Source organism: Pontibacter saemangeumensis (genome assembly GCF_039541895.1).
In the GTDB taxonomy this organism is placed as follows: Bacteria; Bacteroidota; Bacteroidia; order Cytophagales; family Hymenobacteraceae; genus Pontibacter; species Pontibacter saemangeumensis.
In genome coordinates, this window is record NZ_BAABHC010000004.1 from 123,007 (window position 1) to 139,189 (window position 16,183).

A 16,183-nucleotide genomic window follows, 5' to 3' on the forward strand; every position below is an offset into this window, starting at 1 on the left:
AGCCGCGATTATTTGATTTCATTGCGTACTTTTGTGTTTTGGTGGCACAATAGCACCGCCTCCTTCCAATATTAGCATTTCAACAGCATGTCTTTTATCAAGTTATATTTAGCGCCGGGCAAAGAGCACTCCTTGCTGCGCCAGCACCCCTGGGTATTCTCCGGTGCCATCAGAAAAGCAGACGGGGAGCCGGAGGAGGGCGATGTGGTGGAGGTGTACTCCAGCAAGCGCGAGTTCCTGGCCATGGGGCATTACGCCCCGGGATCGATCGCCGTGCGAATTTTCTCGTTTGAGCAAACCGAGCCGGATGCTGGGTTCTGGAAACGCAAGGTGCAGCAGGCTTACGATTACCGCACCCGCCTGGGCCTGACGGACAACCCGCACACGGACGTGTACCGCCTCGTTTATGCGGAGGGCGACGGCGTCTCCGGCCTGATCGTGGATATATACAAGGACACTGCCGTGATTCAGACGCACACAGTCGGGATGTACCGGGTGCGGGAGCATATCGCCGCGGCGCTGCAGGAGATATATGGCCACCGGCTGCGGGCCATATATGACAAGAGCGCAGAATCGCTTCCGGCCAAGGCCCCGGTAGAGGCTGTAAACGGTTATCTCTTCGGTGAGTCTACGGGCGGCGTGGTGGTCACTGAAAACGAGAACCAGTTTTTTGTGGATTGGGAAAGCGGTCAGAAAACCGGTTTCTTCATTGACCAGCGGGAGAACAGGGCGCTGCTGGCGCAGTATGCGAAAGGCCAGTCTGTCCTGAACACCTTCTGCTACACCGGCGGTTTCTCGGTATATGCGCTGAATGCCGGCGCCCGGGAGGTGCACTCGGTGGATGTATCGAAAAAGGCAATCGAGCTGACGGTCAAGAACGGGGAGCTGAGCCAGGCGCCAGAGCGGCACGAGGCTTTCGCTGTCGATACCTTCGAATTCCTGAAGGGGAAAGAGGAATTATACGATGTGATCATACTGGACCCTCCCGCCTTTGCGAAAAGCCAGAAGGTCCGCCACAACGCGCTGATGGGATATAAGCGCCTGAACGCCGAGGCGATGAAAAAGATAAGGCCCGGCGGAATCCTGTTTACCTTCTCCTGCTCGCAGGTGGTTGACAAGTATCTCTTTAACAGCACAGTCATGGCTGCGGCTATTGAGGCGGGCCGCAACATCAAGATCATGCACCACCTCTCACAGCCTGCCGATCACCCAATTTCCATCTTCCACCCCGAAGGAGAGTACTTAAAGGGGCTGGTGCTGTTCGTGGAGTAAGAAAATTGGTGTCACGATCCCTAGCAACTCCTATACCTCTCCTACAGACGAAACTGCTTTATATATTTAGGAGAGGCTACTGGTAGAAAGGATTTAAACAGGCAGGAATTTTATATATAAACCTTCAGCGGGTAAAGAGCAAATACCATTATCAACTGAATACTGCGCACGCAGCTGTGCTATAGAACCCACCCCTGCCCCTCCGAGGAGGGGAATCTGCAGACAGGCAAATTGCAATGCGCATGAACCAACTGATAGTGGACTAATATCTTCATGCGAGTGACTGGACAGAATTATACTTTGATTTTCAATAAGATAGGAAAAACCTCGGCTATATAGCTTGTTCCTTCCGTAGGATGCTTTCTTCTGGAGCATCAGATTCAAAGACTCAGCTGAAGGAGTAACAGCCTAAGGTTGTAGCAAATCAAACACAGGCAGCTCCTGCGGCAGATCCATGCGGATGCGCCATTCTTTGGGGTAGTAATTATTCATGCGCGTCCCGACCTGCTTTGCCCAGCCCAACGGAACATCCCTATATTGCAGGAGCAACCAGTCGTTACCACTGCTGCCGAGGCTGATGTCCTCTTTGCGGAGATAGCGTACTGCCTGCTCCAGGTCCAGCTCAGCCGTTGCAAAAGCCTTCTTGTTCAGGTGCTGCGACAGCGCCAGGCCCTGCAGGGGCTTCAGTTTCCTGCCTTTCACCTCGGCCACTTCGGTGCCGGCATATAGCACATAGAGGTTCTGGTATACCTCGTCGGCGGCCTCAAACAGGTTGGCGGGTAAGGCCGAGATCACTTCGCCGTGCTGAAGCCATATATACCGCTCCGGCTGCTGCAGCCAGTCCTGCACCAGCGCCTGCTCCTTCTTGCCTGCCAGCGTCAGCTTGTATTTCTTCTTTTTGCTTTTGCTGTGATCCGCAACCCTTGCCTCACCAGCTTTCCGGATAACGGCCATAAAAAAGCCCTCTCCCTGCACACGGTGCGGGTAAAACCTGTACCCTTCCACGCCCTGCTGCCGGGAGGGCTCCACGCCCCACTCCGGCTGCAGCCGGAGGTGCACACTTTGGGCGTTTTCCTGGGCAGCCAGCCAGTCCATATTTGCCTCATTCTCCTGCTCGTTCCAGGTGCAGGTGCTGTAGATCAGCAGCCCTCCGGGTTTCAGGGCCTCCCACACATCCGTCAGGATGCGCTGCTGGCGTTGCGCGCAAAGCTTTACATTCTCCTCCGACCACTCCACCACCGCCTGCGGATCCTTCCGGAACATTCCCTCGCCGCTACACGGGGCATCAACCACCATCACATCAAAAAAATGGTGCAGCCTGCAAAAGTCCCGCGGGTCGTTGCTGGTGACCAAGACGTTGCCACTCCCCCACTTCGCTACGTTTTCTGCCAGGATGGAGGCGCGGCTCCGGATCACCTCATTCGACACCAACAAGCTTTCTTCCGACAGCAGGCTTGCCAGGTGTGTGGATTTGCCGCCGGGCGCGCCGCATAAATCGAGCACATGCAGGGGCTGTTGTACATCCACGGCCTGTTTCAGCGCCTGCTCCAGGAACATAGAGCTTGCCTCCTGCACATAATACGAGCCGGCATGCAGGAGCGGGTCGAGGGTAAAGGCGGGGCGCTCCGGCAGATAGTAGCCCTTCGATGCCCATGGCACCCTTGGCAATGCAGGGAAGGCAGCTGTTTTACCAGGGTTCAGACGCACGCTTACCGGCGGTGGCAGTTGAAGGGCCTGTACAAAAGCACCGTACTCGTTGCCCAGCAACCGCTGCATGCGTTCTGTAAAAGTGGATGGGAGTAGCATAGGATTGCAAAGGTACGGCTAAACAGGGGCAGATGAAAGCCGCCGTGTGAGCTGGTTAGGTCAGCTCGCCTTTAACAGGCGCAGGTACTCTTCTACAACGGGTATATCCGGGGCGCACCAATCATGATCGAGCAAATCCTGCGGGTGGACCCACTTGTAGTTGCGATGCTCCAGTAATTGAATGGTGCCGCCATCATATAGGCACCTGAAAGGGATGAGTTCTAACGCAGGGTTATCCCCTAACTGGTGCAGAACGGGCGTCATGCGGAATTGCGGCGTGATGTGCAGGCTAAGCTCTTCCCGTATCTCCCGCACCAGGCATTCTTCTTCTGTTTCGCCGGCCTCCACTTTGCCTCCCGGAAACTCCCACAGCAGCGGATCAGGCATGCTCTTGCTGCGCTGTGTAATCAGCACCCGCGCATACTGCTCGATGACGGCACATGTAACTCTTGTGATCATGTCGCGCTATAGCTTTACTTAAACCATATATAGCCGCGACAAATTTATATAAATGGGTTAAAAAGCCCGTATTAATTTGCGGAATTTTAAAAAAATGATTCGGCAGTAGCTGATTTGTGAATGTTATTGATGCCGCTACTGCTTTTGAGACTAATTTATACCTGGTAATATAGCGTGGATCATATTATTACATTTTCAACTAGATACTGCGCATGAAGATATTTTAAAGAACCAGCCCCTCCAGGGAGAGGAAACTGCAGACAGGTTTGTTGCAGTGAGCATGAACCAACTGCTAGGGGTACTAATCATATAGTGCTGATATGAATAAGAGGGGAAAGCTGAATTGATAGGGAATTCAAGCGATAGTGTGCTGTAGAAAAATAATGTGCTTCCGCTTCGCACGCTCCTCTTAAAGCCAGTTCTACTTGAGCTTGTCTTTGAGTATCTCGAATTCTACAGCCGGCGAGATGCGTTCGTAAAGGATATGGTAGACGGCGTTTGTGATGGGCATGGATACCTTCAGCTGCTTGTTCAGCTCGAAAATACTTTGGACGGCATAATAGCCTTCCGCCACCATGTTCATCTCTATTTGGGCCGATTTAACTGTGTAACCGTGGCCAATCATGTTGCCGAACGTGCGGTTGCGGCTAAACTGTGAATAGGCTGTGACCAACAGGTCGCCCAGGTACGCGGAGCCGCTGAGGTCGCGGTGGATGGGCATCATGGCGTCCAGGAAACGCTCAATCTCGAACATCGCGTTGGATACCAGCACAGCCTGAAAATTGTCACCGTAGTTCAGGCCGCGGGCGATGCCGCAGGCAAGGGCGATCACATTTTTCATCACGGCGCAGTACTCAATGCCATCCAGGTCATCCAGGGGGTTGGCTTTTACATAACGGTTGCGCAGCAGGCCACAGAAACGCTCTGCTGTCGGGATATCGTGCGAGCCGATGGTGAGGTAAGACTGTTTCTCGAGCGCCACTTCCTCCGCATGGCAGGGCCCGGCAATCACGAGCTGGTGCGAATTCGGCACCTGGTACTGCCGCTCCATGTATTCTGTGATGAGGATGTTTTGTTTTGGAATCATCCCTTTCACAGCCGATACCACTACTTTACCCGCGAAAGCGTCCTCGCGTAAATCAGTGAGTGCCTGTTGTACGAAGGCGGCTGGCACAGCCAGTATAACCCAATCTGCGGCGGCAACAACAGACTGAATTTCCGCAGATGGCTCCACATACCCTAGGTCGAACGAGACCTGGCTCAGGTAGCGCGGGTTGTGCTTGTATTGGTTCAGGTGCTGCACATCTTTCTTGTTGCGCATCCACCAGTGTACTCTTGCTTTGTTTTCTGACAGGATTTTAGCCAGTGCTGTTGCCCAGCTTCCTCCCCCCAATATGGCTACTTTTTCCAAACGTTTGGTATCGGTTAATGCTACTCTGTGTCTGCGGCAATAGCCTGCTTGTTGAGAGATTCTTCATCTTTCACGGCTACTTTGGCGCCATCTTTCAGGGTCTGAGAGACTGCCCTGAACGGGCCGGCCACTACTTTCTGACCTGCCTTAATGCCGCTCAGGATCTCGATGTTCTCAAAATCGCTGATGCCTGTTTTTACCTTGACAGTCTCCACGGTGTTGGTGCCGCTGTTATACACAAACACCACTTCCTCTACAGGGGCTGCGTTGGCAGCGGCCTGCTGGGCATTCTGCTGGTTCTGCGGACCCTGTTCTTCTTCCTCTTCCTCCGCGTCCTTTTCAGGAGCTGTTTCACCACCTGGGGCGTTGGGCGAGCGTGTTGTCACGGCAGATAAAGGTACGGATAAGACATTGGGTTTTCTTTCAGTGATGATGTCAACCGAAGCAGTCATGCCTGGACGGAAAGGGCGCCTGGTTATATCTGCCAGGTGGCTGTACGAATCGTTGATCAGGCGGATGCGGACCTCAAACTCAGTCACGGCCTCCAGGGTGGTGGCGTCTTTGGCGGTGTTGGCGATTGCCGTCACCACTCCTTTAAATTTCTCATCGCGGCTGGCGTAAGAGTCAACTTCCACATCCACAGAATCGCCCATGGCTACCCGTATAATATCGTTCTCATTCACGTTTACGCGCACCTCCATGTTGTTGAGGTTAGCGATGCGCATGATCTCGGTACCGGCCATCTGCGAGGTGCCCACCACGCGCTCGCCCTGCTCCACATTCAGCTTCGACACTGTACCGCTCACCGGCGCATATATAGTCGTCTTGTTCAGGTTCTCTCGGGCGTCTTTCAGGGAGGCTTGCGCATTCTGCACATTGAACTCCGAAGCGCGCACACTCTGCCGGGTGGACTCCACTTCGGCCTTGGTAGCCTCATAGTTGGCCTTGATCTGCTGCCACTCGGACTGAGAGATCACTTTCTGTTCGAAAAGGGGCTTGTTGCGGTCATAGTTCTGCTTCACCTGCGCAAAGTTAGCCTCTCCCTGCGCCAGACGGGCCTTTGCCTGCGCCAGGTTGGCCCTCATCGTATTCACGGAGGCTTCCTGCGCATCCACCATCGACTGGTAGTTATCAGGGCGGATACGGAGCAGCAGTTGTCCTTTCACCACGGAGTCACCTTCCTCCACATGCAGCTCAATGATCTCACCAGAGACGTCAGGGCTTATCTTCACTTCCGTTTCCGGCTGAATTTTACCGGAGGCACTCACTTTCTCTACAATTTCTGTTGTCTTCGCTTCTGCCAGCACTACTTCGGTGCCCTCCTCTTTTCCGATCCAGCCTTGTTTCTTAGCAACAAGTACCCCAACCAGCACCAGTACGAGCACCCCAATGAGAATAGGGATCAGCTTTGATTTTTTCTTAGCCATAATTATTTATAGAGAGATGTCTTTCCCCTGGTAGAAATCCAGGACTTTAAGTTTAAATGTGTACTCATACTTTGCCTGTGCCAGGTTAGACTGGGCAGCCCGGTAGCTGTTTGCCACGATGTTAAAGTCCACCGTGTTGATCACCCCGCTGTTCAGCCGTAGCTGTGCATTGCCGTAGTTTTTCTCGGCGGCCCTGAGCTGCTCTTTTGCGGCAACGTACCTGCGCTGTGCCGCCAGGGCATCCACATAGGCCTGTTCGATGGTCTGGCGCAGGTTGTTGCGGGCAATGTCCGCGTTAATCTGCGCATCCCGCTGCTGTAGCTTCGCACGCTGCACATTGCTGCGCACCTGCCACCCATTCAGGATCGGGACCTGCAGTGACAGACCGAAATTCTTACCCACGCCATCTCTTAACTGATCAAAGAACTCATAGGTCTCTCTTCTGAAAGTTGTTGCGGGGGTGTAAATGATAAAGGGATTTGTGCCTTCTGAGTCCGTGAACCCGATGGGCGTGGGCTGCAGCTGGCCTTCTTCAGCAAAACGGAAATCCCTTGCACTGGAATAAAACGTATTTAAACCAGCGAAGAAAGATAGCCTGGGGTAATAAGCTCCCCTAGCCACATCTAGGGCTTTCGCCGCACTTAACACCCGCAGGTCTGCCCCACGGATGGCCGGCAGCGTTTGCAGCGCCACATCATATACCTGGGCGGCATCAACCAGCACAGGGTCCTGGTCGGGCTCCGGGATCTCGGGGACGATGATTTGAAAATCGGCAGAGTTCTCCAGGTTCAGCAGCTGGATCAGGTTCAGGCGGGAGATGTCACGCTGGTTCTGGGCGTTGATCAGCTCCAGGTTATCAGCTGCATACTGCGACTCCAGGTCGAGCACCGCATTTTCTGCCACACTACCGGCATCAAACAGAATCCTGGTGCGCTCCAACTGCAGCTGCGTGAGGTCGCGCGTCATCTGTGATATTTTGATCAGCTCATCAGCAAAAAGAATATTCAGGTAAGAGGTGATCAGCTGAATAGTAATATCGTTCTGAGCCGACAACACCGCCATCTCATCTGCCTGCAAAGCAAGCTCGGCCTGCTTGATGGAGTTAATCTGCTGAAAGCCCATAAACAAGGGCAGCGAGGCGTTCACCTGATAGTTACTGGTGCGGCTTTGCTCGGAGCGTAATTCAGATGTCGTCGGATCGACATAAGTACCATAGTTAAAGTTGTAAGAAGCACCGCCGTTGATGGTAGGCAGCCGACCGAACTTTGACTGCGTCAGGTCTGTCTGGGTGAGTTCCTTGTTGAGCTGGCTTCTTTTTACCTGCAGGTTGTTCGCGCGCGCATAGTTAACGGCTTCCTCCAAAGACCAGATGCCGTCGCTGCCGCTCCCCTGCTGCTGGGCCACAGCGCCAGCCATCCCCGATACGGAAAGGCCGATGACCAGAAGCAGCTTTTTTGACATTCTTTTCATAGTGTTTTATTTTTATAGGTCGATGTTAGGAATATAGACCACGTGCTTCACCCAGCTCAGCTGCCGCAGGTATTCGAGCGTGATCGGCTTGATGCCGGAGTCCATTTCGATAAACTGCCGCGCCTGTTCATGCCGCCCTTTCCTGGACACGTTCATCGTGGCGATGTTGCACTCGTCGTGCGCCAGCACCGAGGCGATGAAGGCAATACTGCCCTTCACGTCGCCGGCGTCTATGATCAGGGTGTGCAGGGTGGCTGAGAAGTTAGAAGCGAACCCATCCACCTCCACGATGCGGATCACGCCGCCGCCCCTGCTTTGCCCGATTACCTCTACCTCCCGTTCCGCAGCCTTCAGGTTCAGCCGTATGGTGTTGGGGTGCATGGTGGATGCGTTGCCGATGGACCTGAAGGTGTATTTCAGCCCCCGGTCGGCGGCATGGGCAAAAGCGTCTTTGATGCGCTTGTCGTCCGTTTTAAAGTCGAGCAAGCCCGCCACGATGGCCCTATCGCTGCCGTGGCCCTCGTAGGTGCGGGCAAAGGAATTATAAAAGGTAACGATCGCTTCCTCCGGAGGCGCGCCCAAAATACGGATCGCGGCGCGGGCGATGCGAACAACCCCGGCTGTGTGCGAGCTGGAAGGCCCGATCATGACAGGGCCGATCATATCAAAAACACTGCTCCTCTCGGCCATACACCTTTTACCGCTAAAATATCGCAAAAATCAAATTTAGCGATAAAGTAAGAGTTTTGCTGCATTATAATATTAATTCAGGGATTAATAGACCAACCCCGCGTTTCCATCTACAAAAACAGGCAGAGCCTCCATCAAACACATGGCTGCTATCACTCATAAATGACCGGGTCTATCCTGTAGATGCCAATTCCGCGGAAAGGGTTGCCTGCGCCCGCGCCTATATATGGATTTAGTTGCGAACGCAATTATTTAGAAGCACACTGGTTGCGATAGCACATATTTGCGTTATTTGTGCTTCGGAACGTCAACTTGCCTATATAATCAGCTAATATGAAGCACCATTTTGATCCCGAGGTATTGGAGCAGCTAAAGCGGCTGGAGGAAAAATACGTGCCTCTGGGCCAGAACCTGGCGGCTTACCTGGAAGGGTTGTACCACACTGACTTCCTCAATTACTGGGATTATATACACCTCGACACGCTCCTGAGCCTGCAAAACCCCCGCACAAACCTTCCGGATGAGAAAATATTCATCATGTACCACCAGATCACGGAGCTTTACTTTAAGCTTTGCCTCGAGGAGTACCGGCAGATCGGGGACGATCCGCAGCTCACGCCTGAGTGGTTCGTGCGCCGCATCAAGCGCATCAACCGCTACTTCGACAACCTGATCAGCTCGTTTGATGTGATGGTGGAAGGGATGGACCCGAAGCAGTTTCTGCAGTTCCGGATGGCGCTGATGCCGGCCAGCGGGTTTCAGTCGGTGCAGTACCGCCTGGTGGAGATCGCCTCCACCGACCTGCGCAACCTCGTGGACAAGGCCAGGCGCGCGGCGCTGGGGCTGCAAAGCACGCAGGAAGAGATGATCGGCTGTATCTACTGGAAAGAAGGGGCCACCGAGGTCGCCTCAGGCACAAAAACCCTGACATTGCTGCGGTTTGAGGAGAAGTACACGGACCAGCTCATTCAATTTGCGAAAGAGTACGAGCACAAGAATCTCTGGTCGGTCTACAAGCGGTTGCCGCCGGAGGTGCAGCAGGATCCGAAAATAACGAATGCGATGCGCCTGCTCGACAGCAACGTGAACGTGAACTGGCCGCTCATGCACTATAAGTCAGCCGTGCGCTACCTGCAGAAAGACCCGGAGATCATCGCAGCCACCGGAGGCACGAACTGGCAGAAGTACCTGCCGCCGCGTTTCCAGAAGCGCATTTTTTACCCGGAGCTGTGGACAGCGCAGGAAGTAGAGGAATGGGGCAAAGGCTGGGTTGAGAAGGTGCTGAAAGATGTTTAGTTGCTGAATGTAAGTAATTAATTGTTTATATATAGGTGTGATACGCCATCAAATATTTTTCATGGAAGATAATATATAATTTTTGCCATAATACAACCGAATGTCTATATATGACTGTTTTGTTTTAGTTGAAATACCGAACTACTAACTATTCAACCTTGTTCTTAAACAACTAACAATTCAGCAATCAACAATCAAAAAGGTTTAAGGATAGATCCCTTACCCATACCTATATGAGAAAAAAAGAACTTGAGCTGGTGCTGGCTCCGGAGGTTGCCTTTGATGCACACCAGTTGGAGCACGAAATCCTGAAAAGTGCCCGCTTAAACCCGGAGGATATAAAGTTTGTGCACCGCGTGAAGCGCTCCGTGGATGCCCGGGGCCGCGAGGTGCTGGTGCGCGTGAGGGCGGATATATACCTTGATAACCCTCCTGCCGAAGTACTTCCCCCCAAATATCATTACCCGGATGTGACCAATGCCAGGCAGGTGGTGATTGTTGGTGCCGGACCAGCCGGTTTGTTTGCAGCCTTGCGCTGTATCGAACTGGGCATGAAGCCGGTGGTGCTGGAACGCGGCAAAGACGTCCGCAGCCGCCGGCGCGACTTGGCCGCCATCAACAAGGAGCATACTGTGAACCCTGATTCAAATTACTGCTTTGGGGAAGGAGGCGCCGGGACCTACTCAGACGGAAAGCTATATACCCGCTCTAAAAAGCGTGGCGACCTGCAGCGCATACTCCACATATTCGTGCAGCACGGTGCCACCCCCTACATCCTGTTCGACGCGCACCCGCACATTGGCACCAATAAACTGCCGAAAATCATCGAGAACATGAGGGAAACCATCCGCACAGCGGGTGGAGAGGTGCTGTTCGACAAACGCGTCACTGATTTCGTAATGGAGCAGGGCGAGATGCGCGGCGTGGTTACGCAGGACGGCATGGCGTATATGGGGGAAGCGGTTATCTTAGCCACCGGCCATAGTGCCCGCGATATTTTCGAGCTGCTGCACGCCAAGGACATCACAGTCGAAGCCAAGCCGTTTGCCATGGGCGTGCGGGTGGAGCACCAGCAAAGCCTGATCGACAGCATCCAGTACAGGCTGGAGGACCGTGGCCCCTACCTCCCGGCCTCTTCTTACGCGCTGGTGCACCAGACGCATTACAAGAACAGGCAGCGCGGCATTTTCTCCTTCTGTATGTGCCCGGGCGGCTTCATAGTGCCCTCTGCCACAGCGCCCGGCGAGGTAGTGGTGAACGGCATGTCCCCAAGCCGCCGCGACTCCCGCTTCTCTAACTCCGGTATTGTAGTGGCGGTGGAACTGGAGGATATGGAGCTCAGGAAATACGGGCCGCTTGCTGGCTTGCGCATGCAGCAGGCCCTGGAGGAGAAAGCCTGCCAACTGGCCGGCGGAACGCAGGCAGCCCCGGCCCAGCTGCTGCAGGATTTTACGAACCGCAAAACCAGCGGACAACTTTTGGAGACATCCTACCAACCCGGACTGGCCTCTGTGGATATGAATGCCCTTTTTTCAGAGGAAATGAGTTACCGCCTGCGCGAGGGTTTCAAAGCATTCGGAAATAAAATGCGGGGCTACCTCACCAACGAGGCGCAGATCGTCGGCGTGGAAAGCCGCACCTCCTCCCCTGTCCGCATTCCCCGCGACCGCGACACGCTGGAGCATGTGCAGGTAAAGCGCCTGTACCCTTGTGGCGAAGGCGCCGGCTATGCAGGAGGTATTGTGTCGGCGGCGATGGACGGCGAGCGGTGCGCGGAAATGGCCGCGCGCAAAGCTGGTGTTGCTGTTAAATAGTAAATATAGGAAGCCGCCAAATGCCCGGTCTACAGCTCAATAAAACTAACAAATTAGCCTGGATAGAGTAAAATACAGGAGCAGCATAGATAAAACGTAAGGCCGGTTGTGCGTTTTGAAAGCAATCCGGGAATAGTCTTTGGGCTGAAATAAGCTTTGCTATGCTTGTTACTTTTGTTGAACTGAAGAAATTATATATGAAAAAGACAGTTGTTTTGGGTGCCACAGATAACCCGACGCGCTATGCCTACAAAGCCGTGCACCGGCTGAAACAGCATGGCCATGAAGTGGTGCCGGTCGGCATAAAAAAAGCTGAGGTAGGCGGTATTCCGATTGTGACAGATAAAGCGGAAGGCATTGCCGATGTGGACACCGTAACTTTATATGTTGGGCCTCAGAACCAACCCTCCTGGTATGATTATATCATTGGCCTGAAGCCAAAGCGCATAATTTTTAATCCTGGCACCGAGAATCAGGAGCTGGAGCGCCTAGCGGAGGAAGCCAACATCCAGACGCTGCACCATTGCACGCTTGTGATGCTGGCTACGGATAGTTATTGATTTTAAAAAAATTATTATACAAACTAAAACCCGGTAAAATTCGGGACGTATAAAAGAAAAATTAAGCAGATGGCATTTGTTGTCTATGCTTAAAAAGAAGAAGGGACCTTAAGGCAAGGTCCCTTCTTTCGTTTACAAGTTGTTATAAAAAAGCAGCGCCCCGGTCCGCTATATATAGCCAAACCAGGGCACTGTTACTTTATGCAATTGATGCTGCTTCCTTCAGACAATCAGAAAGTGCAACGGATATACTATTCCGCATAGTTTGTGGTCTCACTTTCTTCCTCTTCCATCAGGTGGCGCATCGTGGCAGCCGTCGCGCTGTCGGGCAGCACTCCCGAGGCGGTGGTCTGCACTTTGTTCATCAGGCCCGATACCACCCGCATTTCCCCGTTCATGAGTGCATTATACCCGTCGCGGGCAACATCGGCCGGCTCAGAAAGGCTTCCGTTGGCAGCCTTGGTATGGGCTGCGCCCGCTCTTCTGAAGAACATGGTGTTGCTGGCACCCGGGCAAAGGGCCGTAACCGTGATGTTCGTGTCCTGCAGTTCGTTGGTGAGCGCCTCAGAGAAAGAGAGCATAAAGGCTTTTGTAGCCCCATATATGGCCATCAACGGGGACGGCATAAACGACACGACAGAGGCAAGATTCAGGATTTTGCCTTCGTTCCGCTGCTTCATGTCCTGCAGGAAAAGCTTGGTTAGGGCAACCGGCGTGTTGATATTCAACTGGATGATAGCCTGCTCCCGCTCCAGGTCTGTTTCATGGAAGAAGCCATGCAGGCCCGCACCAGCGTTGTTCACCAGCACGTCCACTTGAATACCGCTGCTTTTCAGTTCTTCATATATCTCCTGGGGTGCTTCAGGCCGAGTCAGGTCCGATGTGATGATGCAGACATGCTCTAACTGATGCTCATCCTGGAGGTCGTATCCGAGGTTCTTCAGCCGCTCCGTACTGCGGGCTACCAACACCAGGTTGTATCCGTCCTGGGCGAACAATTTGGCGAACTCCATTCCGAAGCCATTGGAGGCCCCGGTTATCAGTACTGTTTTTCCTTTGTTTTCTTCTTTCGTTGTTTTCATAGTGTGTGTTTGGTTTCAGTTTTAATTTAAAGGGAGCCTTCTCTTTTACCAACTAAATGGATTTTAGGTTATGCGTGATTAAAGGGGATATATGAGATAAATGATTTGGATAGGCATATGAAGGGCATCTGACGCTAATGAAAAAGACGCCTTCATTTAACATTAGGGTTGCAGTGTCAACAGGAAAGGCCATCCTATAGAGAATGGCCTTTCCTGTTGACTAATTTATATATAGGATCTTTTCTTATTCATTACCCCTCGCGGCGCAGCACTTCCAACGGGGGTTTGTTGAGAATGCCGCGGCTGTTGAGCATGCCGATAAACACGGTTAAGGCGGTGATGCCCACAAAAACCGGTAGCAGCGGGGCGAAGTCAGGAACGAAAGGCATTTCAAAACTGAAGACTGCCAGCGCCCAACTGGCACCCACTGATAAGATGATGCCTGTTCCGGCGGCCAGGGCGCCCAGCAACAGGTATTCAAAGGCATTGATGGTGAGAATCTGCTTACGGCTTGCACCCAGCGTACGCAGCAGCACACTCTCCTGTACACGCTGAAATTTGCTGATGTTCACGGAGCCGATCAGGACCAGCAAGCCAGTCGTTATACTGAATAGCGCCATGAACCGGATTACAAAGGCAATCTTGCTCAGTATCTCATCCAAGGTCTGCAGGATTAGCCCGAGGTCAATGGCCGACACGTTGGGGAAGCGCTGCACCAGCGTCCGCTGGAACTGGGCTGACTCGGCATCAGATTTCGTGCGTGTCATGAGCACATGAAACTGCGGCGCCTCGTCCAACACCCCCTTCGGGAACAGCACAAGGAAATTACTCTGCACCCTGTTCCACTCAACCTCCCGCAGATGCGCCAGCACGGTCGGCACCAGCGCGCCCTGCACGTTGAAGATGAGCGTATCGCCCAGCGAAACTTTCAACCGCTCTGCATACTGGTCTTCAAGTGAGATGGGAATAGGCCCGTCCTCCAGGGAAGCCACCCCTTTCCAGGTTCCGCCAACTGTTTTCTCCGAGTCTATCAACGTGTCGCGGTAGGTTACGCGGTATTCGCGGGTAAAGCTCCAGTCCGGGATTTCGAGCGTTGTGTCTTTCCGCACATCGGCGGCCGTCAGCCCTTTCATCTCGTCGAGGCGCATCGTTACCACAGGCACCATCTGCAGCAGCGGAAGCCCCTGCTCTTTCGTCAGCTGCGCCACCTGGTCTTTCTGCGCGTTCTGTATATCAAACAATACCAGGTTCGGCTGGTTCTCCGAGCCTGCAATGGCTACCTCGCTCAGGAGCAGGCGTTGCATCAGGAACAGTGTCGCAATTAGGGCTGTGCCGAGCCCGATGGAAACCGTCAGCAGCAGCGTCTGGTTATTTGGCCGGTACAGGTTGGCAAGGCTCTGCCGCCACACATAGCCCCAGTTAGACGGGAAAAAGCGCTTCACCAGCCGCATCATCAGGTGGGCGATCAGGGCCAGCACCACAAAACCCACCAATACACCACCGGTAAAGGACAGGGCCCGGAGCCATGTGCCTAGCTGCATGTAAGCAAACACCAGAATAAAAGCGACGATCAGGCCATATACCCCCAGGCGCAGTTTGTCCGGCTGCTTCGATACATGCTCGATTCCGGCACGAAGGGTAATGAGCGGGGACACGTTCCGGATGGTGAGCAGCGGGAGCAGCGCAAACAGGACCGAGATCACCAGACCAATGCCGATGCCGCCCGCCACTGCCGACCATGAAACCGCCACGGTCACCTCCACCGGCAGGAACGATTGAAACAGCTGCGGCAGGTACAGTTGGATAAGGCTTCCCAGGATCGCGCCGACGATGGAGCCGATCAGGCCCATGGCCGCCACCTGGAACAGGTAGATGAGAAACGCCTGTGTTCCGCTCATGCCGAGGCAGCGTAACACTCCGATAGTAGCCAGCTTCTCCCGTATATAGACATGCACCGCACTGGCCACACCCACACAACCCAGTAACAGCGCCACAAAGCCAACCAGCGCCAGAAAACGCGCAAGGTTAGTATAGGATTCGCCGGTGCTCTCTTTGCGGCTCTCGATTGTGTCGTAGCCGAAGCCTGCTTCCTCGAGTCGCGGCTCCAGTTTCTCCACCAGTTTGTCGGCGTCGGTTTCGGCGGGTAGCTTATAATAATGGTAATAGCTGATGCGGCTGCCTTTCTGCAGCAGACCCGTCTCCTCGAGGTAGCGCCGCGGTATATAAACGGCCGGTGCGATAGTTGCCGTCATGGCCGTCTGACCGGGTATTTTATGCAGGGCCCCCACAATCTCAAAAGTGAGTTTACCGACCTTGATTGAATCGCCGGGTTTGGTGTTGTACTGCAGCAGCAGTGTGTTATCAACAAGTGCCTTGCGGCCACCGCTCCTGAACGCCGTGCTGGCGGCTTTCGGCTCTGATTCTATCTCGCCGTAATACGGGAAACCGCCCGACTCCAGCGCCCGCACCTGCACCAGCCGCGTCCCCTGCGTGGACTTGAACACCACCATCGAGGCAAACCGCACCTCATCCGAACGATCTCCCCCAATTGCAAGTGAGTCAAGCAGCCGCTGCATCTTCGGCTCCACTTCCTTGTTACTGGCTATAACCAGGTCGGCTCCGATCAGTGACTTTGCCTGCCGGTCTATATCGGTGCGCAGGTTATCTGAAAAGGAGTTGATGGCCACGAGCGCCGCAATACCCAGCACGATGGAGGATATGAACAGGGCAAGCCTTCCGCGGTTACGCCTGCTGTCGCGCCACGCCATCTTCAGGAGCCAGCGCAGGTTCAGGTTCTTTTTACTTGCTATATGTACAATCGTGTCGGGCACAGGGTATGGTTTGCTAAATTATAGTTGATTGCTGTTTTATTTGAGTGTTACATATTGATTAGATA

12 protein-coding genes are annotated in these 16,183 nt (G+C 53.6%); 4 read left to right on the forward strand and 8 right to left on the reverse strand.

The window, feature by feature from the left end:
• The first annotated feature begins 87 nt into the window (after positions 1 to 87).
• Positions 88 to 1,272: a class I SAM-dependent rRNA methyltransferase gene (locus ABD920_RS05140; protein WP_345157280.1), complete on the forward strand. Its 1,185-nt coding sequence runs from the start codon at positions 88 to 90 to the stop codon at positions 1,270 to 1,272.
• 408 nt (positions 1,273 to 1,680) lie between these two features.
• On the opposite strand, the gene ABD920_RS05145 is transcribed toward ABD920_RS05140, so the two are convergent.
• From ABD920_RS05145 to sdaAB, 6 genes are all read right to left on the reverse strand, one after another.
• Positions 1,681 to 3,078, reverse strand: coding sequence for a methyltransferase RsmF C-terminal domain-like protein (locus ABD920_RS05145; RefSeq protein WP_345157281.1), 1,398 nt, complete (start codon positions 3,076 to 3,078; stop codon positions 1,681 to 1,683).
• Between the two features lie 60 nt (positions 3,079 to 3,138).
• Positions 3,139 to 3,537, reverse strand: coding sequence for a (deoxy)nucleoside triphosphate pyrophosphohydrolase (locus tag ABD920_RS05150; RefSeq protein ID WP_345157282.1), 399 nt, complete (start codon positions 3,535 to 3,537; stop codon positions 3,139 to 3,141).
• Between the two features lie 421 nt (positions 3,538 to 3,958).
• Entirely contained in the window at positions 3,959 to 4,948 is a 990-nt protein-coding gene (locus ABD920_RS05155) for an NAD(P)H-dependent glycerol-3-phosphate dehydrogenase (RefSeq protein ID WP_345157284.1), read from the reverse strand.
• 20 nt (positions 4,949 to 4,968) lie between these two features.
• A complete protein-coding gene (locus ABD920_RS05160) occupies positions 4,969 to 6,375 on the reverse strand; it encodes an efflux RND transporter periplasmic adaptor subunit (RefSeq protein WP_345157285.1) in 1,407 nt (468 codons plus the stop codon).
• Between the two features lie 6 nt (positions 6,376 to 6,381).
• Complete coding sequence (locus ABD920_RS05165; RefSeq protein ID WP_345157287.1) at positions 6,382 to 7,845, reverse strand: TolC family protein; 1,464 nt, start codon at positions 7,843 to 7,845, stop codon at positions 6,382 to 6,384.
• A gap of 12 nt (positions 7,846 to 7,857) precedes the next feature.
• The gene (gene sdaAB / locus ABD920_RS05170) at positions 7,858 to 8,535 is read right to left on the reverse strand and encodes an L-serine ammonia-lyase, iron-sulfur-dependent subunit beta (RefSeq protein WP_345157289.1); all 678 of its coding nucleotides are present in this window, start codon (positions 8,533 to 8,535) and stop codon (positions 7,858 to 7,860) included.
• A gap of 333 nt (positions 8,536 to 8,868) precedes the next feature.
• On the opposite strand from sdaAB, the gene ABD920_RS05175 reads away from it, so the two are divergent.
• The 3 genes from ABD920_RS05175 to ABD920_RS05185 all read left to right on the forward strand — a co-directional run bounded on the left by ABD920_RS05175 (position 8,869) and on the right by ABD920_RS05185 (position 12,205).
• Positions 8,869 to 9,831: a tryptophan 2,3-dioxygenase family protein gene (locus tag ABD920_RS05175; RefSeq protein WP_345157290.1), complete on the forward strand. Its 963-nt coding sequence runs from the start codon at positions 8,869 to 8,871 to the stop codon at positions 9,829 to 9,831.
• 233 nt (positions 9,832 to 10,064) lie between these two features.
• Positions 10,065 to 11,645 (forward strand): NAD(P)/FAD-dependent oxidoreductase, encoded by a 1,581-nt coding sequence (locus ABD920_RS05180; RefSeq protein WP_345157291.1) that lies wholly within the window; start codon positions 10,065 to 10,067, stop codon positions 11,643 to 11,645.
• Positions 11,646 to 11,842: 197 nt separating this feature from the next.
• Positions 11,843 to 12,205 carry a CoA-binding protein gene (locus tag ABD920_RS05185; protein WP_345157292.1) on the forward strand — a complete coding sequence of 121 codons (363 nt, stop codon included), beginning with the start codon at positions 11,843 to 11,845 and terminating at the stop codon, positions 12,203 to 12,205.
• Positions 12,206 to 12,456: 251 nt separating this feature from the next.
• Here ABD920_RS05185 and ABD920_RS05190 read toward each other — a convergent pair whose 3' ends face one another.
• Positions 12,457 to 13,287, reverse strand: a complete 831-nt coding sequence (locus ABD920_RS05190; protein WP_345157294.1) for an SDR family NAD(P)-dependent oxidoreductase — start codon at positions 13,285 to 13,287, stop codon at positions 12,457 to 12,459.
• A 251-nt stretch (positions 13,288 to 13,538) separates the two neighbouring features.
• Complete coding sequence (locus ABD920_RS05195; RefSeq protein ID WP_345157295.1) at positions 13,539 to 16,118, reverse strand: ABC transporter permease; 2,580 nt, start codon at positions 16,116 to 16,118, stop codon at positions 13,539 to 13,541.
• Positions 16,119 to 16,183: the final 65 nt, after the last annotated feature.